This is a genomic window from Alteromonas sp. 1_MG-2023 (assembly GCF_030547075.1).
GTDB lineage: Bacteria > Pseudomonadota > Gammaproteobacteria > Enterobacterales > Alteromonadaceae > Alteromonas.
On sequence record NZ_JAUOQH010000001.1, the window covers coordinates 225,361 to 243,289 of the forward strand.

At 43.8% G+C, this 17,929-nt stretch carries 21 protein-coding genes; 10 read left to right on the forward strand and 11 right to left on the reverse strand.

The genetic code is table 11. The annotated features are described in order from the left end of the window. Window positions 1–46: 46 nt before the first annotated feature. Window positions 47–442 (reverse strand): hypothetical protein, encoded by a 396-nt coding sequence (locus Q4561_RS00915; RefSeq protein WP_303456712.1) that lies wholly within the window; start codon window positions 440–442, stop codon window positions 47–49. A 269-nt stretch (window positions 443–711) separates the two neighbouring features. Here Q4561_RS00915 and Q4561_RS00920 point away from each other — a divergent pair, with 269 nt between their 5' ends. Further along, a complete protein-coding gene (locus Q4561_RS00920; protein WP_303456714.1) occupies window positions 712–1,239 on the forward strand; it encodes a DUF421 domain-containing protein in 528 nt (175 codons plus the stop codon). A gap of 24 nt (window positions 1,240–1,263) precedes the next feature. On the opposite strand, the gene Q4561_RS00925 is transcribed toward Q4561_RS00920, so the two are convergent. Then, window positions 1,264–2,469 (reverse strand): AraC family transcriptional regulator, encoded by a 1,206-nt coding sequence (locus Q4561_RS00925; protein WP_303456716.1) that lies wholly within the window; start codon window positions 2,467–2,469, stop codon window positions 1,264–1,266. 222 nt (window positions 2,470–2,691) lie between these two features. On the opposite strand from Q4561_RS00925, the gene Q4561_RS00930 reads away from it, so the two are divergent. Then, window positions 2,692–3,531, forward strand: a complete 840-nt coding sequence (locus Q4561_RS00930; RefSeq protein WP_303456720.1) for a DUF2306 domain-containing protein — start codon at window positions 2,692–2,694, stop codon at window positions 3,529–3,531. A gap of 71 nt (window positions 3,532–3,602) precedes the next feature. On the opposite strand, the gene Q4561_RS00935 is transcribed toward Q4561_RS00930, so the two are convergent. After that, the gene (locus Q4561_RS00935; protein ID WP_303456723.1) at window positions 3,603–4,325 is read right to left on the reverse strand and encodes a YebC/PmpR family DNA-binding transcriptional regulator; all 723 of its coding nucleotides are present in this window, start codon (window positions 4,323–4,325) and stop codon (window positions 3,603–3,605) included. 120 nt (window positions 4,326–4,445) lie between these two features. Next, window positions 4,446–5,543, reverse strand: coding sequence for a cell division protein ZapE (zapE, locus tag Q4561_RS00940; RefSeq protein WP_303456726.1), 1,098 nt, complete (start codon window positions 5,541–5,543; stop codon window positions 4,446–4,448). 262 nt (window positions 5,544–5,805) lie between these two features. On the opposite strand from zapE, the gene Q4561_RS00945 reads away from it, so the two are divergent. From Q4561_RS00945 to Q4561_RS00955, 3 genes are all read left to right on the forward strand, one after another. Continuing rightward, complete coding sequence (locus Q4561_RS00945) at window positions 5,806–6,243, forward strand: DUF1043 family protein (RefSeq protein WP_303456729.1); 438 nt, start codon at window positions 5,806–5,808, stop codon at window positions 6,241–6,243. 80 nt (window positions 6,244–6,323) lie between these two features. Further along, window positions 6,324–7,691: a DegQ family serine endoprotease gene (locus Q4561_RS00950; RefSeq protein WP_303456731.1), complete on the forward strand. Its 1,368-nt coding sequence runs from the start codon at window positions 6,324–6,326 to the stop codon at window positions 7,689–7,691. Between the two features lie 251 nt (window positions 7,692–7,942). Then, complete coding sequence (locus Q4561_RS00955) at window positions 7,943–9,013, forward strand: trypsin-like peptidase domain-containing protein (RefSeq protein ID WP_303456734.1); 1,071 nt, start codon at window positions 7,943–7,945, stop codon at window positions 9,011–9,013. A gap of 190 nt (window positions 9,014–9,203) precedes the next feature. On the opposite strand, the gene murA is transcribed toward Q4561_RS00955, so the two are convergent. From murA to mlaF, 7 genes are all read right to left on the reverse strand, one after another. Further along, window positions 9,204–10,466, reverse strand: a complete 1,263-nt coding sequence (gene murA, locus Q4561_RS00960) for a UDP-N-acetylglucosamine 1-carboxyvinyltransferase (RefSeq protein ID WP_303456736.1) — start codon at window positions 10,464–10,466, stop codon at window positions 9,204–9,206. Window positions 10,467–10,480: 14 nt separating this feature from the next. Continuing rightward, window positions 10,481–10,738, reverse strand: coding sequence for a BolA family protein (locus Q4561_RS00965; RefSeq protein ID WP_303456738.1), 258 nt, complete (start codon window positions 10,736–10,738; stop codon window positions 10,481–10,483). A gap of 44 nt (window positions 10,739–10,782) precedes the next feature. Beyond that, window positions 10,783–11,091 (reverse strand): lipid asymmetry maintenance protein MlaB, encoded by a 309-nt coding sequence (locus tag Q4561_RS00970; protein ID WP_303456739.1) that lies wholly within the window; start codon window positions 11,089–11,091, stop codon window positions 10,783–10,785. Next, on the reverse strand, window positions 11,088–11,753 hold the full coding sequence (locus Q4561_RS00975; RefSeq protein WP_303456741.1) for a phospholipid-binding protein MlaC: 666 nt from the start codon (window positions 11,751–11,753) through the stop codon (window positions 11,088–11,090). The genes Q4561_RS00970 and Q4561_RS00975 overlap by 4 nt, the downstream gene beginning before the upstream one ends. A 98-nt stretch (window positions 11,754–11,851) precedes the next feature. After that, window positions 11,852–12,325, reverse strand: a complete 474-nt coding sequence (gene mlaD / locus Q4561_RS00980; protein ID WP_303456743.1) for an outer membrane lipid asymmetry maintenance protein MlaD — start codon at window positions 12,323–12,325, stop codon at window positions 11,852–11,854. Window positions 12,326–12,334: 9 nt separating this feature from the next. Then, on the reverse strand, window positions 12,335–13,111 hold the full coding sequence (gene mlaE / locus Q4561_RS00985) for a lipid asymmetry maintenance ABC transporter permease subunit MlaE (RefSeq protein ID WP_303456745.1): 777 nt from the start codon (window positions 13,109–13,111) through the stop codon (window positions 12,335–12,337). Beyond that, window positions 13,108–13,908 carry a phospholipid ABC transporter ATP-binding protein MlaF gene (mlaF, locus tag Q4561_RS00990; protein WP_303456747.1) on the reverse strand — a complete coding sequence of 267 codons (801 nt, stop codon included), beginning with the start codon at window positions 13,906–13,908 and terminating at the stop codon, window positions 13,108–13,110. Before mlaF ends, mlaE begins: the two co-directional genes overlap by 4 nt. 416 nt (window positions 13,909–14,324) lie before the next feature. Between mlaF and Q4561_RS00995 the strand changes: the two genes are divergently transcribed. From Q4561_RS00995 to lptA, 5 genes are read left to right on the forward strand one after another with little or no spacing between them, the layout of a single operon-like run. After that, window positions 14,325–15,281, forward strand: coding sequence for a calcium/sodium antiporter (locus Q4561_RS00995; protein ID WP_303457167.1), 957 nt, complete (start codon window positions 14,325–14,327; stop codon window positions 15,279–15,281). Continuing rightward, window positions 15,281–16,255 (forward strand): KpsF/GutQ family sugar-phosphate isomerase, encoded by a 975-nt coding sequence (locus tag Q4561_RS01000; RefSeq protein WP_303456749.1) that lies wholly within the window; start codon window positions 15,281–15,283, stop codon window positions 16,253–16,255. Before Q4561_RS00995 ends, Q4561_RS01000 begins: the two co-directional genes overlap by 1 nt. Next, a complete protein-coding gene (gene kdsC / locus Q4561_RS01005) occupies window positions 16,255–16,821 on the forward strand; it encodes a 3-deoxy-manno-octulosonate-8-phosphatase KdsC (RefSeq protein ID WP_303457169.1) in 567 nt (188 codons plus the stop codon). Before Q4561_RS01000 ends, kdsC begins: the two co-directional genes overlap by 1 nt. Beyond that, window positions 16,818–17,396, forward strand: a complete 579-nt coding sequence (lptC, locus tag Q4561_RS01010; protein WP_303456752.1) for an LPS export ABC transporter periplasmic protein LptC — start codon at window positions 16,818–16,820, stop codon at window positions 17,394–17,396. Before kdsC ends, lptC begins: the two co-directional genes overlap by 4 nt. Then, window positions 17,365–17,928, forward strand: coding sequence for a lipopolysaccharide transport periplasmic protein LptA (gene lptA, locus Q4561_RS01015; protein ID WP_303456754.1), 564 nt, complete (start codon window positions 17,365–17,367; stop codon window positions 17,926–17,928). Before lptC ends, lptA begins: the two co-directional genes overlap by 32 nt. Window position 17,929: the final 1 nt, after the last annotated feature.

Here is a 17,929-nt window from a genome sequence, read left to right on the forward strand (position 1 = left end):
AAAAAAGAGAGCGGCTGCAAGTGCAGCACGTGATAGCAGTAAGGTATTACGAGGTAGAAGGCGGACCGCGGCTTGATATGCCCTTCCAGTGAAAGGCAATATATTCAAAGGGTTTGCTAAAGATAGCACCCGAGAAGTCGACGAGAACTAAATGGGGTTGATTCCCAAAGAGAAGTAGATGTTCATCTGAATTATCTAGGTCGGCATCTTGCTTTTGATTGTGCTGGGTAAACCCGAAGCGTGTCGCAATAGAAAGCCCGAAATCGGAAAACGAAATTTGCGGATTTTGTTCATTGAATGATGCGGTATCGCTTGCGGAATAAGCGGAAAATGGCGCGCTGAACACAAGCACCGACACCACAATAGAAAACACCCACGCATAAACTGAAGACGCGTAGTTTTTCTGAGATGATGAGTGACCGTGGTTATTACGATCAGGCATAAAACGATGCATGAGAGCGGTAGTGATAACTTTTTATTATTCCGTTGCGCTGTATATGGGTATGAAATAACAAAATGCAAATACTCGCCCCATACTCAACCCTTGATACAAGTTAAAAAATACTAATCTCTTTAGCGACAGCCACGGTACAAATAATCTCAACCGGCGGAATGGGAATAAATTAATAGGGTCAGTGTAAATTAATTCGAAATTTACACTGCCCTTCTTTATTGCCATTTCTCTTTATTGCCATTTGGTTAAGGCTATTTATGTTTACCACCGTCCCTACTCTAGATTTATTGCTAAAAGGCTTACTGCTAACCACTATGAGCATGTTCTGGGTGGTGCTACTGGTACGAGTGAATGGACTACGTTCTTTTTCAAAAATGACCAATTTTGATTTCGTGATGACAGTGGCAGTAGGGTCGTTACTAGCAAGTGCGTCGCAAACGAATAGTTGGGGCGCGTTCTTTCAGGCTATGATTGCTATGGCAGCACTGTTTTTAGTACAGTTCGTCACTGCCCGATTGCGCAGACGTTCCGATAAGATTGAAGCGCTTATGCAGAATACGCCTGTCATATTAATGCGCGACGGTGTAATTATTGATACTGCGCTAGCTGAAACGCGAGTGGCTCGTAGTGACCTTATGGCAAAGCTTCGGGAAGCGAATGTATTAGATATGCAAGAAGTTAGGGCGGTAGTACTAGAAACCACTGGCGATATCTCCGTGCTTCATGGAGACCAATGTGCCGCTCACATGTTAGAAGGCACTAAAACTATTGGTAATGGGCGATAGATAGTTTAGGTCAGAGCCACTGTTTTAAGCCTTCGACACACTACACCTCATTGTATTGCCCTGCTTTCTATACTCTGTCGGCATTTGCCCCGAAATCGTCTTAAACACACGATTGAATGTGGCTAAGGATGAAAAACCACTCTCCAGTGCAATCACCAAAATACTCCATTGCTGGCATTCTTGATTTCGTAATAACTGCTTAGCATGCTTCACCCTAAACTGATTCACGAACAGGTTGAAGTTAGCGACATCAAAATAGCCTCTTACGGCCTTACTCACTTTATATTCCGATGTATCCAACGCTTGCGCTATATGAGCGATTTTTAAGTTAGGCTGTAAGAAAATTTGTTTTTGATTAATTAACGTATTGATACCATTCACAATCAACATATCGATTGCTTCATCCTGCTTTTTATCACTATCGCCTCTGCTAGCGTTAGCGTTATATAAACTAGACGTTACAGGTTCAACATCACTCACTGGTTGTTCGAACGAGTGAGTGTTTGATTCATCGTGTATTTTATTTTGTAACTGGTTTTGTCGTTGACGGTGTGACTGTTTACTCACTTTCTGAGAGTAGACAACATATTGGATTGCGCCAAGTATTAGCAGTGCAGATGAGCAAATTAGCCAAGGCTCATAATATTCAATCTCATTAGGACTAAATAAAAACTTAGGTAATATTGATGAATTAAATAAACCAAGGAAAAAGGCAGAGGCAAACACTATCGACTGGCGTTTTTGAATGTCATTTTTACTATTGAATCCACGCAATGCTTCCCAAAAGGATAAAGCTAGAATGCTGGATGAGAGCAAGTTCACAACCTCATTCATTCCCTGTTTGAGTTTTAGCATCTGCGCTGGGGTTAACAAGTTTGGCATATCACTCGCCACCACTAAATGCCATGTCTGATTAAATATCACTAGCCCTGCAACCACAAATGCTACTGCAAAATGCCTGCGACTTAAGGGGTTACTGTCTCGAAATAGCGTTCTAGCAATCAGCCACACCGCGTTGCATGTCGCGCAGGTTGCTAGTCCTATTACATACTGATACGCGCCTAGGGTATCGGCACTTAATTTCTGCGTGGCCACCATACAAAGCGATGCGCTGAATATGGCTACTAAATAGTTTACTGTCTGCTTATCATTTTGGAACGCATGGGTAAGCATTATGCTCAAACTACAGCACAACAAAAGGTAATAGGGTAAATCGTTTTGCCACGCCACAGGGGTTCTACGCCTTTAAATATATCTCTACCCTCAGTGTAAGAAGAATCGCCGCTAAGCACAAAAGAACTTTGTTAAGGAGTATGTCAAAACCTCTAACTTAAGGTATTCATTTTTCGAATTTGAGAAGAATGAGCTCTTATTTTCTATACGCTTTAGGGAAACTAGAAATACGTGAACGGCGCGCTAAAAGAGCGTAACAATTATACAAGAGGCAAAGATATGTCGGCGACAAATACCCTAACACCCGATCCCCTAACTCCCACTACCTTAACCCCTTCAGCGAAGCTGTACGATACCAGTCAGAAAATAGGATTTTCTTGCTTGCTTATAGCGCAAGCATTCTTCGTTAGCTATCTAATTGCGGGTTATGGCTTTACAGGCTTGAGTGAAGGGGTATCTCAATGGAATCGCTTCAATAGCACGGCCTATGTTGCGGGTGATTATCTTGGCAATGCTATGTATGCCGCACATGTTTTACTTGCCATTGTCATGATCATGGGCGGAAGCTTACAGCTAATGCCAGCCATAAGGCGTAAATATAGAAGCTTTCATAAATACAATGGCCGACTCTTTGTCACGCTTGCGTGTAGTATCTCGCTGGCGGGTATGTATCTACTACTATCCCGTGGCACAGTAAGTACACCTTTGCTACATGGGTTAACGGCTTTTTCAGGGATAATGGTTATCTTAAGTAGTTTCTTTGCGATTCGCGCGATAAGAAACGCCAACGTGGCACTACATCAACGATGGGCGCTACATTTATTTTTAGCCGCCAATGGCGTGCTTTTCTTTCGGCTATTTATTTTTGCTTGGATGACACTATTTGGCACCCTTGGCATTAATACTGCCGACTTCACAGGCCCAGCGGTAATAGGAGTGAGTGTGCTGTCTTACGTGACACCTCATATTATTGCGCAGCTAATTTGGATGGCTAATCATGAAAATCATGTCTTACTAAAAATCTGTATCAGCGTGACCTTATTACTTGTCTCTGCCGCATTCTTGATTGGGCTTTTTAGTTTAACCTTCGGTATTTGGTATCCAACGATTACTGGATAAATAGAGGAAGTGATATAAGAAAAATAGGGTCAGTGTAAATTTAGCCTAAAAAGTACTCTGACCCCATTTCTTTAGTTTGGTGTTATACCGTTATGGTAAACATCTTGTACATCGTCGCAGTCGTTCAGCATGTCCATGAATTTTTCGAACATAGGCATGTCTTCTTCGCTGATGTCTGATTCTGTTTGCGGAATCCAGCTCATCTCTTCTGCGTCGAAGCTAATATCTGGATACGTTTCAGTAAGGGCGGTTTTAACTTGGAAGTACTCAGTATGCGGCGCATAAACGGTAATTTTGCCGTCTTCGCCTTCTACTTCAGTAACATCAACATCCGCTTCCATCAAAACTTCTAAAATAGCGTCTTCGTCGTCGCCATCAAACTGGAATACGGCTTGGTGGTCGAACATGTGCGACACGGCACCTTGTGCGCCAAGCTTTGCATTAGTTTTAGTGAAGCAGTTGCGTACTTCAGTGATGGTACGGTTAGCGTTGTCAGAAAGACAATCCACAATCACCATGCAGTTACCTGGGCCAAAGCCTTCATAACGCATAGGTTGGAAATCTTCGCCTGCACCACCAGCGGCTTTATCAATCGCTTTATCGATAACATGACCAGGTACTTGGTCTTTTTTCGCTTTTTCCATCAAACGGCGAAGCGACAAGTTAGTATCTGGATCCGCGCCGCCATTTTTAGCACACACGTAAATTTCTTTACCGTACTTAGAATAAACTTTAGTTTTCGCGCCAGCGGTCTTGGCCATGGCGGCTTTTCTTACTTCGAATGCTCTTCCCATCTTAAGATTCTCTTTTTTACAAATGGAGTTCTGCCATCAGTAGCAGAAAAAATTGGGCAAATTCTACCGATTTTATGCCCAACAATACAGTGCCAAGGGCACTCTCGTTGTTTTAATTGGTTAAGGTAAGTGCTCGGTAGCTAAGTATTCGTGCGATTGCATTTCGCTTAAGCGGCTTAAACAGCGTCTAAATTCAAAATTAAGCAGCCCCTCGCCGTACAAACTATCCATCGCAACCTCGGCCGAAATAATTAGCTTTACGTGGCGTTCGTAAAATTCATCCACCATGGCAATAAAGCGGCGTGCTACATCGTCATTGTGTTGCCCCATAACCTTTACATTTGCCAATAACACTGAATGGTAACAACGACTTAGTTCTATATAATCACTCTGGCTTCGCGGGCCACCGCAAAGCGCATTAAACTCTATCATCAATACGCCATCAGCATTGCGCAGGGTATTTATCTGCCTATTATTCACTTCAATGCTTTCATTTTCAGACCCAGCTTCAGGTGCCAACTGAGCGAAATAACCGTGTAGGTTATCAATCGCGTCACCATCTAATGGGTAGTGGTAAATTTCGGCTTGTTCAAGAGTACGAAGTCGATAATCGACACCGCTATCTACATTTATTACCCGTGTATTTTGATTGATTAACTCGATAGCAGGTAAGAAGCGCGCGCGTTGAAGACCATTTTTGTATAAGTCATCGGGGACAATATTAGACGTAGCCACCAACACTATGCCATAACCAAACAACTCTTCCATTAGTGTGCCTAGGATCATGGCATCGGTAATGTCCGATACAAAAAATTCATCGAAACAAATTACCTTGGTTTCTTTGGCTAACTTGGCGGCAATGGTTTTTAATGGGTCTTGTGCGTTGGTAAGCTGCTTAAGCTCATCGTGAATTCGGTGCATAAATCGGTGAAAGTGCACACGCATTTTATTTTCAAACGGTAGGCAATCGTAGAAGGTATCCACCAAATAGGTTTTTCCTCTGCCTACACCGCCATAAAAGTAAATGCCCTGAATGCCCGCGTTCTTTTGGCCTTTGCCAAATGCCGACTTAAGCTTTACCCGCCAAGTATGTTTTTTCTCTGGCTGGGTTAACTCGTCAAATAAACGCTGTAATTCTTTCACTGCATTTTCTTGTGCTGCATCGTACTGAAACTCAGGCGACGTCAAATCTGCTTGATATTTTTCCCATGGCGTCATCGCCTATTCCACTCCCGCAAAATGTCAATAGTGGCCGTGGCTGCACCGACCTGCTTGAAATTATCAATTATGACCTTAATTTTAATGGAAATCACGGTAGAATCGTACCTAGTTAATTTGCATAGCTCGTATAAACTTAAATTATGCGTTATCTATGCGCTTTCATACTGGCTCTTGCTATATTCAAGTAATGGTCGAATGCATTAAGTAGCACGTATCAAGGTGAACTTAATGTGGGTAGTACGTTAATTCGGAGAATAGAATGGAACTGTTAGTGTCTCTTGCTTTACTAGTAGTGGGTTTAATCATTGGCTTTTTTATAGGTCGTTTTGTACACACCAAAACGGGCGGGAATAATGCAGCTCAAACAGAGCAACAAGTGAAAGAGATATTAGCTCAGCAAGCTCAACATCACATTCATCAAACCCGTCAAAGCCTAGAAGGTATTGAAGGTCAGTGCGAAACACTGAAACAACAAATTAAAGAATACGAAGCATTGCTAACGCAAAGCAGTGACGATGATGACGCTAAAGTGCCTTTTTATGGCGAACAGGCCACGTCTTACCTTCGTAACAATTTAAATAACTCTGAAAAAGCTAAAGCTAATAAAATATCCGATACCCAGCCGAAAGACTTCGCTAATTCAGGGTCGGGGCTTTTCGTCGGCGGTTCTGAGCAATCTACCGCAGACAAGTCATAGTTTAGGAACTTTTTCAGTTATTTCAGAGTCTTTAGCTAAATGATTCAATATCGCAATAACCTGAAGGAGTATAAGCGAGCATGAAAGTGTCTTTTCGTCAGTATGTCGTGGCGTCTGCAGTATTAGTAAGTTCTCTTGGCTTTAGTGTGAACTCGTATGCGGCATTACCGTTCTTTTCAGATAAAAAAGATGAGGTGCCCTCTCTAGCCCCCATGCTAGAAGAAGCAACGCCTGCAGTAGTAAGTATTGCCGTTGAGGGAACGCAAACCTCTCGCCAACAAGTGCCAGAGATGTTTCGTTATTTCTTTGGCGCCCCCCAAGAACAAGTTCAAGAGCGCCCATTTAAGGGGCTAGGTTCTGGGGTGATTATCGACGCCGATAAAGGCTATGTGGTTACTAACAACCACGTAGTGGATAACGCCGATGAAATAACCGTGAAACTTACTGATGGCCGTGAATTTAAAGCGAAGAAGCTAGGATCTGATGAGCAAAGTGATATCGCTTTATTAAAAATCGACTCAGATGACCTTACTGCATTACCGTTAGCCGATTCAGATGCACTAAGAGTGGGTGATTTTGTGGTAGCCATTGGTAACCCTTTTGGTTTATCACAAACGGTAACCTCAGGTATTGTGAGTGCGCTTGGCCGTTCTGGTTTAAACATTGGAGGTTATGAAGATTTTATTCAAACTGACGCTGCGATTAACCGCGGAAACTCGGGTGGCGCGTTAGTCAGTTTGCGCGGCGAACTTGTCGGTATAAATACTGCAATCTTCGGCCCTAATGGCGGTAATGTGGGGATTGGTTTTGCTATTCCGGCTAATATGATGAAGAGCTTAGTCGACCAAATTGCCGAATATGGCGAGGTTCGCCGTGGCTTATTGGGTATTCTGGGCAGCGATATAGATGCAGGACTTGCAGAGGCGATGAATGCTGATGTGAACATTGGTGCGTTTGTCAGTGAAGTAACCCCAGATTCTGCTGCTGACAAAGCAGGTATCCAAGCTGGTGATATTATTACCGGTATTAATGGTAGAAACTTGCATAGCTTCCAAGAACTAAGAGCCAAAATCTCTAGTATGGGTGCTGGCGCTGAAGTTGAACTTACTGTTATGCGTAAAGGTAAGAAGATGGAAATGGATGTGGTGCTTGGCGATGCTACGCAATCAACCGTCACGGCTGCACAAATTCATCCTGCACTTGAAGGTGCTACGCTAACTAATGGTACTGATGAAGCCGGCAACGCAGGCGTGGTTATTTCAGAACTAGCTAATGGCAGCCCTGCTGCACGTATTGGCTTGAAGTCTGATGATATTGTGATGGGTGTGAACCGTTTACGTACCCCATCAGTGGCTGAGTTTAGAGATGCGTTAGATAAAGCAAAAGGGGTAATTGCCCTTAATGTTAAACGCGGTAACTCTACGCTGTACTTATTGATTCGTCAGTAGTTCTATCACTGCTACATAAAACAGCGCCGAATGGCGCTGTTTTTTTATACCCAATGGCGAGAAACCGTATATTTCCCGTAAAATGCGAAAGCCCAATAGTATTAAATACGACAGATTGACGGATAAGGTGATATCCTTTACCTTAATCAAATAAAAAATACCATTAACACAAAGCCTTATTTTGCCAAGTATTTTGGTACAAGTTTTCGGCTTAAGTTTTTGGGCATTTAAAAACAACGTAAGTGTGGCTTGTGACTGGCAGCTCAATAGTTAATTTCATAATAAAATCAATATTCCTTGGAACAATAGTAGCCTTGCTTCTGTTGTTTTTATTGCCGGATCTCCGCCAAGGTGGTGGCCTTACTCAAGGGCTTTTCACCGAGCCTTCCGTTAGTGCTAGTCGCGAGAGTTATTTTGCGCCATTAAGCCGCTCTGCCCCTGCGGTAGTAAATATTTATAGTGTCAGTATTGAGAACGACACCGGCTTGTTTCGCAATCAGCCAAGAGAACGTACTAGTCTAGGTTCTGGCGTGATCATGACCGAGAACGGCTATATTCTAACTTGCCACCACGTAGTGAATAACGCTGACAGTATCTTTGTAGCAGTACAAGATGGCCGTATTTTAGAAGCGCAAATAGTCGGTAACGACCCCCTCACCGATTTAGCCGTTTTAAAAGTAACCGCAGATAACTTACACATTATTCCTCAAGTTTCTGAGCCAGATATTCACGTAGGTGATGTAGTCATGGCGATTGGTAACCCATTCGATTTGGGCCAAACCATTACCCAAGGTATTGTGAGCCGTGCAGGAAGAAATGGTCTATCTAACTATGTCGATTTCATACAAACCGATGCGGTATTAAATCAAGGCAACTCAGGTGGCGCATTGGTTGATAGCAACGGTATTTTACTGGGTATTACTAATGCGAATTTCCAAGTGCGTGACTCGCGCAATCGCGTACGTAATGTAGATGGCATTAACTTCGCGGTGCCTTATGAGCTAGCTAAACGTGTGATGGATAAAATCATCAACAATGGCCGCGTTATTCGTGGGCAGTTAGGCTTTATTGGTGGTGAAGACCGCAATCGCCCGGGTATTGAAGTAACCGCGGTTGCCAAAGGCAGTGCAGCTGATGAAGCCGGTTTACAGCCTGGCGATATCATATTAGCCATCGATGGTATTCGATTAGAAAACGCATCAAAAACTTTAGACATGATTGCCGAAACTACCCCAGGCACTACGCTTGAACTTGAAATTAGCCGCGGTGGTAACCCGCTAACGATTAAAGCGCTCGTTGCTGAGCTTCGTGCGCAAGAGTAGAGAAAGCGTCACGCCTGATAGCACTCAGGAATAAATAAAGAATTAACGAATGAATAGCAGCACTACCGAATAACAGCATTAATAGACAAATACAAAAAAGGCGCCTTATGATAAATAATCATAGGCGCCTTTTTTATAAGCCGTGATAAGCAATTAACTCACATTGCTCGTGGCTCTTTATACTTTATTTTTACTCTTTTACACGCTCGATATTGGCACCAAGTGCGCTTAACTTCTCTTCAATGGCCTCGTAACCACGATCTAAATGATAGATACGGTTTACGTGGGTTTCGCCATCGGCAATTAGCCCAGCAATAACCAAGCTTGCAGACGCGCGTAAATCAGTAGCCATTACAGGTGCACCTTTTAGCGCAGAACTACCTTTAGACACTGCAGAATTACCTTCAAGGGCAATTTCAGCGCCCATGCGTTGTAACTCTGGAACATGCATAAAGCGGTTTTCAAAGATAGTTTCAGTGATAACACCAGTGCCTTCAGCTACGCAGTTAAGGGTAACGAACTGTGCTTGCATATCGGTAGGAAACGCAGGGTGTGGTGCGGTTTTAACACGAACCGCTTTCGGCTGCTTACCTTGCATGTCCAGCTCAATCCAGTCTTCACCTAAAGTGATAACTGCACCGGCTTGTTCAAGCTTATCGATAACCGCTTCTAAGGTTTCTGGTGCTGCATGAGTACAGCGAACTTTCCCACCCGTTACCGCAGCAGCTACAAGAAAAGTACCGGTTTCAATACGATCAGGCAGTACACGGTAATCACAACCATTAAGGGTTTCTACCCCTTCAATGGTAATTTTGTCAGTACCAGCGCCAGAGATAACCGCACCCATTTGTATAAGGCAGTTAGCTAAATCGACTATTTCAGGCTCGCGAGCAGCGTTCTCTAGCACGGTAGTGCCATCTGCTAACGCAGCAGCCATCATTAAGTTTTCGGTAGCACCAACACTAACCATGTCCATAAAGATGCGAGCACCTTTTAAACGGCCATCAACCTCAGCACGAATATACCCTTCGTCTACTTCAATTTTAGCGCCCATTTTTTCAAGGCCAGTTAAATGAAGATTAACGGGGCGAGCGCCAATAGCGCAGCCGCCGGGAAGAGATACATTTGCTTTGCCTTGCTTAGCAAGCAAAGGGCCAAGCACTAATATAGAGGCACGCATAGTGCGTACTAGCTCGTATGAAGCGGTGATGCTCTGTAAGGTACTTGAATCGAGTACCACGTCGTTTGCAGCAGGTTGTGCTACTTCAACGCCTAGCTCTCGAAGCAGTGCTACTGTGGTGTTGATATCACGCAATCTAGGTACGTTGGTGTAACGACATGGTTGGTCACTAAGCAAGCTGGTCATTAATAATGGCAACGCAGCATTCTTAGCCCCAGAGATACGCACATTTCCCTGTAGTGCAGGGCCTTTCTTTATTACAAGTTTATCCACGAAAAAAGACCTGCTTACTGAGGAACGTGAAACTGGCGCTCACGCTCCCAGTCTTTTACTGAAAAGGTTTTGATCGTAATGGCATGCATAGAACCATCGGCAATCTTATCTGATAAGGGCGCATAAACGGCTTGCTGACGTTTAACACGGCTCATTTCATTAAAGATATCGCCAACAGCGATTATATTGAAATGAGAACCTTCGCCTTTAACGTGAACTTCGTGAAGTTCTAAAGCGTCGGTGAGAATTTTTTCAATTTCTGACAATTCCATAACTTACTTCTATACCTGCTTGTTCTATATCTAGCTAATTAGGCTCATTCTACTGGTAAAAAGCCATCAACGTCGCTTATTTTAGCCAGTTTACGTAATTTTTCTGGGGGTTCACGCAAGCTAACACTAATACCCGCCCCCTTTCCATCTCTAATTGCGTTTAAAATCCAAGCTAATCCAGCGCTATCCACACGCTCAACATCACCTAAATCTATACAGCAGGTACCCGCTTTGACCAAAATAGCACTTTGCGAAGAGGTTAAACTTTCCCAAAAGTTTTTAGACAGGGTGTCACGATCTAAATGACCGTGCACACTGACTTGGGCGTTATCGTTAACCTGAAAAAGGCTCACGCACTATCTCCGTCAAAATCGATAGGCTCATCTTGGTTTAGCTCTACAGGCTTACCAATCTTGTCTCTCATCAATGCGATAACTGCATCAATACCGTCTTGACGAAGAATAGACTCAAACTCGCTACGCTTACTATTAAGCATGCTGATACCTTCAGCTACCATATCGTACGCTTTCCACTCGTTAGTCTTAGAGTCTTTACGCACTTTAAACGCTATTTTAATTTCAGGGCGTTTAGGATCTTGTACTACGGCACGAACCGTTACCGACTTTTTATCATCAAACGACGACTCAGGCTCAAACTGTACAGTTTGGTTATCGTAATATCCCATAGCAACCGCGTAAGACGTAATGAGGTATTGTCTAAATACCGTAATGTACTCACCCATTTTTTCCTGAGGGACAGATTTAAAGTGTTTGCCTAATACCATGAACGCGGCAAATTTATAGTCGATATGAGGAACTAGCTCTTCTTCCATAATAGTACGTAGCATTTCAGGATCGGCCTTAACAGCCTCTTGATTTGCTTTAATTCTATCGAAGGTTTTAGACGCTACGTCTTTAACCAACTCATACGGGTTTTGTTCGTTAACTTCTTGAGCTTGTGCCATTCCCACTAAAGAGAACATCCACACACCCATTACTATCATTAACTTTTTCAATGTTTATCTCCTGAAACTGAATTCTTACTACAACAGACCTGACAAAGTAGTTTTTGGTTTCATCAAGTCTTTATTAATTCTATTTAACCTTCGTATTCTTATTCTTCGTCCTTTCCTCGACTAAATAAGAATTGCCCTATCAAATCTTCTAATACCAATGCCGACTTTGTATCTTGTAAATAGTCGCCATCTTTAAGGTTTGCGACTCCGTCAAACGAAAATCCTGGCTGGAAGCCAACGTATTGCTCACCTAGTAGGCCAGAGGTCAGTATGGAAACCGAACTCGTTTCTGGAAAACCGTCGTAACTTTTCAAAATCGATAACTCTACTACGGGCGTGAAGTCTTCTTGATCAAGTGTGATAGAAGAAACACGACCAACGTTAACACCACCAACCTTTACAGATGACCGTGCCTTCAAGCCGCCGATGTTGTCGAATTTAGCGTATAGGGTGTAGGTATCACCATCGCCACCTACCGATTGATTAGCCACTTTGAGTGCCAGTAACATTACCGCACCAATGGTTAATACAACGAACATGCCAACCAAAACTTCCGATTTATATTTATTCATGACTCAACCCTACTCAATGCCAAACATAAGGGCGGTAAGCACGAAGTCCAGCCCTAATACTGCTAATGAAGAATACACTACAGTTTCTGTAGTAGCTTTGCTGATCCCTTCCGACGTAGGAATAGAATCGTAACCTTTAAATATGGCTATCCAAGTGACAACTAGGGCAAAAACGAGGCTTTTAATAATACCATTAACCACATCTTCACCCCACTCCACTGTAGATTGCATAATTGACCAATAACTGCCAACGTCTACACCGAGCCAATCAACACCCACTAAATGGCCACCTAGAATACCGACAGCACTGAATATTAGCGCCAGCATCGGCATCGAAATCATGCCTGCCCAAAAGCGAGGTGCGACAATACGTCTTAGCGGGTCAACCGCCATCATTTCTAAACTGCTAATTTGTTCGGTCGCCTTCATTAGGCCAATTTCGGCGGTGAGTGCAGAACCAGCTCTACCGGCAAACAATAATGCTGTTACTACGGGGCCTAGTTCACGAAGCAGTGATAGCGCCACCATGGGGCCTAAGCTGCCTTCAGCACCATAATCAACTAAAATAGTATAGCCTTGCAGCGCCATTACCATGCCAATGAACAATCCTGACACGATAATAATTAACAAAGACTGAACGCCTACCACATGAAGCTGTTTGATGGTTAGCGGAATATTTTTAAGTCTTGGAAACGCGAGTAGCGCTCCCATTAACATGTACGTTGCGCGGCCAATTGCAGTGACTTTGCCAATGACATTTGCACCTATAGCTTGGAAGAACTTCATTTGTCCCCTCCGAAAAACGTACTTTCTAAATCCGGTGCAGGATAATGAAACGGCACAGGGCCATCTGCTTTTCCTTTTAAGAACTGCTGAACTAATTCAGAGTCACTTTCTTTAATTTGCTGAGCTGTACCTTCACCAATAACACGCTTGTCAGCCAGAATATAAATATAGTCTGCAATGGTGAGTACTTCAGTAACATCGTGGGTAACTACAACGCTCGTTAAATCTAGCGCGTCGTTAAGCCCTCTGATTAATTTTACCAACACGCCCATAGAAATTGGATCTTGGCCGGCAAAGGGTTCGTCGTACATAATAAGGTCGGGGTCAAGCGCAATTGCTCTTGCTAGCGCTGCTCGTCTAGCCATACCACCAGAAAGCTCGCTAGGCATGAGCTGCGCAGCACCTCTTAGCCCAACAGCCTGTAGCTTTAGTGCGACAGTTGTAGCGATAAGATCTTCCGATAAGTTAGTGTGTTCACGTAGTGGGAACGCGACATTGTCGAACACCGTCATGTCTGTGAACAACGCGCCGCTTTGAAACAACATGCTCATTCGACGACGTGCTTGATAAAGCTCTTTTCGGCTCATGGCAACAATAGAGTCACCATCAAACTGTATATCACCCTCATCTGGTGTTAATTGCCCGCCAATAAGGCGCAGTAAGGTGGTCTTCCCTATCCCACTGGGGCCCATAACGGCCGTAATTTTACCTTTCGGAATGCTCAGCGTAATACCATCATAGATAATACGGTCTGCACGTCGAAAGGTTAGGTTGTCTATCTCGACTAAATGGTCCATAGCGATTTTATTTATCGACCCTTGAAAGATTAGTGATACCAGCAAAACAAGCAATGCTATTCATTGCTCGCTTCCTATAGATGTAAGGTTCTAGTTACTTGAATCGCCTTTAACGCCGTACATTTTCTTTATTGCATAAGGCAAGTTCTATGCCTTCGAGTACGTTAAACCGATAAAGTTTACTGATCAGTGTAATTTAATGTCATTGTACGCTTTTTCAAGGGATGCACAAAAGCAAAACGTTACAAGTTATGTTCGATTTATTCGAATTTAGAAAATTCGGATGATTTTCAAACAGTAAAGCGGGTGTTTGGGATGACTTAATACCACCTTTGCTAAAATAACCGATAGTTCTCATAGGCAAATGGCATTGTTTTTGCGACAATCTTGTGAAATTCCTAACTATGCTGGTTGTTGTGCTTTTAAACGTAGTCATTTTTTTAGTTGGACTGATTGTACTTAGCTGGAGTGCAGACCGTTTTGTATACGGTGCATCAGCGTTTGCCAAAAATATTGGTATGGCGCCTATGATGATAGGCTTAACCATTGTCGCCATGGGGTCATCGGCTCCCGAGATTGTGGTTTCAGCCGCCGCGTCCATCAACGGTAATATGAATACCGCGGTGGGTAACGCACTGGGCTCAAACATTACCAATATTGCGTTGGTATTAGGCATAACCGCCTTAGTGAAACCCCTTCTAGTTGCTTCCTCTACGTTGAAGCGTGAACTTCCTGCCCTACTTGTTATTACCGTCATAGCTGTTGCGTTTCTCTTCGACGGCGAGCTTACTCACATTGAAGGCATCATACTCATTAGCCTTTTCGTGATTGTTTTGGGCCTAATGGGTTGGTTATCTATGAAAGTAGATAAGGAAGACCCCTTAGTAAGCGAAACTACCGATGAAATTCCTAACGATGTCCCCACCTCTTCCGCCATTTTCTGGATTGTGGTTGGCCTTATATTGTTGCCGTTAAGTGCCCACTTTTTAGTAGGCTCAGCGGTAGAGATAGCCAGTTACTTAGGCATGTCCGATTTAGTCATCGGCCTGACCATTATAGCCCTTGGTACCAGCTTGCCTGAATTAGCCGCCAGTATTGCGGGTGTGCTTAAAGGTGAAGACGACCTAGCCTTGGGCAACATTATTGGCTCGAATATTTTCAATTTACTTGCCGTATTAGGCATGCCGGGGCTTCTTGCCCCTGGAGCGTTAGATCCTGACGTGTATACCCGCGATATGTTTGTCGTGCTAGGGCTAACCCTTTTGCTATTTTTATTCAGTTTTACCTTAATGGGCAATCGTAGGATAAGCCGAAGAAATGGCGGCTTGTTGATTGCTTGCTTCATTGGTTATCAATTTTGGCTTTTTGCGTAATGTCACAAGAAAATAGCTACATCACTTCAGCCAAGCGCGTCATTGAAATTGAAGCGCAGGCCATATCAGCGCTTTCATCACGTATGAATGATGACTTTGTTAGTGCATGCACCTTATTGCAAAACTGCGCAGGCAAGGTTGTGGTATGTGGCATGGGCAAATCAGGCCATATTGGACACAAGATTGCGGCAACCTTAGCCAGTACCGGAACACCTTCATTCTTTATGCACCCAGGGGAAGCCAACCATGGCGACCTAGGCATGTTAAGCAAGGGAGATGTACTATTGGCCATTTCCAACTCAGGGGAAACTGCTGAGTTGGTAAATCTATTGCCCATAGTGAAACGCCTAAATGTACCTGTGATAGCAATGACTAACAGCAAAACAAGCTCGCTAGGTCAGCATGCCGATGTTGTACTTAATATTAGTGTGGAGAAAGAAGCGTGTTCGTTAGGCTTAGCGCCTACCTCTAGTACCACAGCTACTTTAGTGATGGGCGACGCTTTAGCCGTAGCATTATTAGATCGTAAAGGCTTCACCACAGATGACTTTGCGCTTTCCCACCCTGGTGGCAGCTTAGGCAGAAAATTACTGCTGAAAGTAAGTGACATCATGCTAACAGGCAGCGAGTTACCTTTAATAAGCCAAGACGCTCTAGTGGCTGAAGCCTTATTGGAAATTTCTAAAAAAGGCTTGGGTATGACGGGTGTCATCGATAACGATGGCATTTTGTTAGGTGTTTTCACCGATGGCGACTTACGCCGCATTTTAGATGCGCGTATTGATTTGCATACAGCCACGGTTACTCAAGTGATGACCAAGGGCGGTAAGACTACCATGCCAGAGCAACTCGCTGTGGAAGCGCTAAACTTAATGGAAACCCATAAGATAAGTGCGCTAATGGTAACGGATGAAGCTCGAAAGCCTGTGGGCGCGTTTAACATGCACATGCTACTTAAAGCGGGAGTTTTATGATGAGTAATACACAAACAACCGTTGATACCCTTTACACCGCTATGCCAGCGGCGCTATTTAACGCACTGCAGCACATTCAATTATTAGTCTGTGATGTAGACGGTGTGTTTTCAGATGGCCGTATTTACCTTGGCAATGCGGGTGAAGAGCTAAAAGCCTTTCATACCCGTGATGGTTACGGTGTAAAAGCCCTTGTCGATTCAGGTGTTGCCGTTGCTGTAATCACTGGCAGACGTTCAGCTATTGTTGAAAATAGAATGAAAGCACTAAACGTGGCGCACATCGTGCAAGGTGAAGAGAATAAATCTGAAGCACTTGCAGCACTCATGAACCGATTATCGCTAAAACCCGAGCACGTAGCTGTAGTGGGTGACGATATGCCAGATACGGGCATGTACCCGCACGCTAGCGTAAAAATTGCGGTAAAAGACGCTCACCCAGCGGTTGCTAAACAAGCGAACTGGATCACCACGTTACCTGGTGGTTTTGGGGCGGTACGTGAAATATGTGACACCCTGCTTCAAGCGAACGACAAGCTGCACGGCATTCAAGGTGCTAGTGTATGAAGGTACTAGGGTTCGACCGCTTAGGGTTAAGCATTTCTGTGTTATTTATCTTGGCGTTGGCCATGTATATTCCTATTTGGATGGAAGAAGATCCTACCCAGCAAACCGACCAAGGGCCAGACGCCTTAAAGCCTGCGTATAAAGCTAAAAACTTAACCACTACCCTATACAACCAAGACGGGCTGCTGAATCACAAAGTATTTGCCTCGTCGATGGAACATTACGACCAATTGGGCTTTGTTTTATTCCAAAAGCCCAGATATACCTTATATACCGACGATGCACAGTCGCCGTGGGAAGTGACCGCGACAGAAGGTACTTTGTACAATAACGAATTGATCCAGTTAGAAAATAATGTCGTTATTGAAAACCAAAGTGTCGATGACTTTGTAAAAACAATACGCACAGCGTTTATAGAGATAAACCTGTACACTAAGCAAATGACATCTGATCAGCCCGTGGAAATACGTGGCTTACAATATGTGATTAACAGCAATGGGTTTAACGCCAACTTGCGTACCCAGGAATACGAGTTAATAGACCATGTACAAACCATTTATTCGCCTAGCCACTAAAGTACTTGCTGCTAGTTTAGCGGTGAGCTTATTCGTTACCGTGGCAGTCGCGGCTGAAAGCGACTTTAACAAACCGATTAAGGTAGATTCTAAATCGCAATTTGTCGATGGCAAAAACAAAACATCATTGTTTAAAGACGATGTTCGAATTACCCAAGGTACTTTGCTGATTAACGCCGACGAAGTGGAAGTTATTGCCAGCGACGGTGATGGTCGTGAGATATTCGTTGCCCGTGGTAAACCAGCCAGTTTCTCGCAAGAATTGGAAGACGGTGCATCAGTAACCGCTAAAGCCAACGAAATTCGCTACGAAGTAGTGAATCGAACCATTTCGTTAAGTGGAAGTGCTGAGTTGCAGCAAGATACTAGTAAAGTACAAGGCGACAACATTACCTTCGACATGGTAACAGAACAGTTACTAGCAACAGGCGGCGAAGATGGCAAAGGCGGCAGAGTAACCACAGTATTCACGCCAGAGGCTATACGCAAAGCCTCATCAGATAACAAAGGCGACAAGGCGGACGACAACTAAT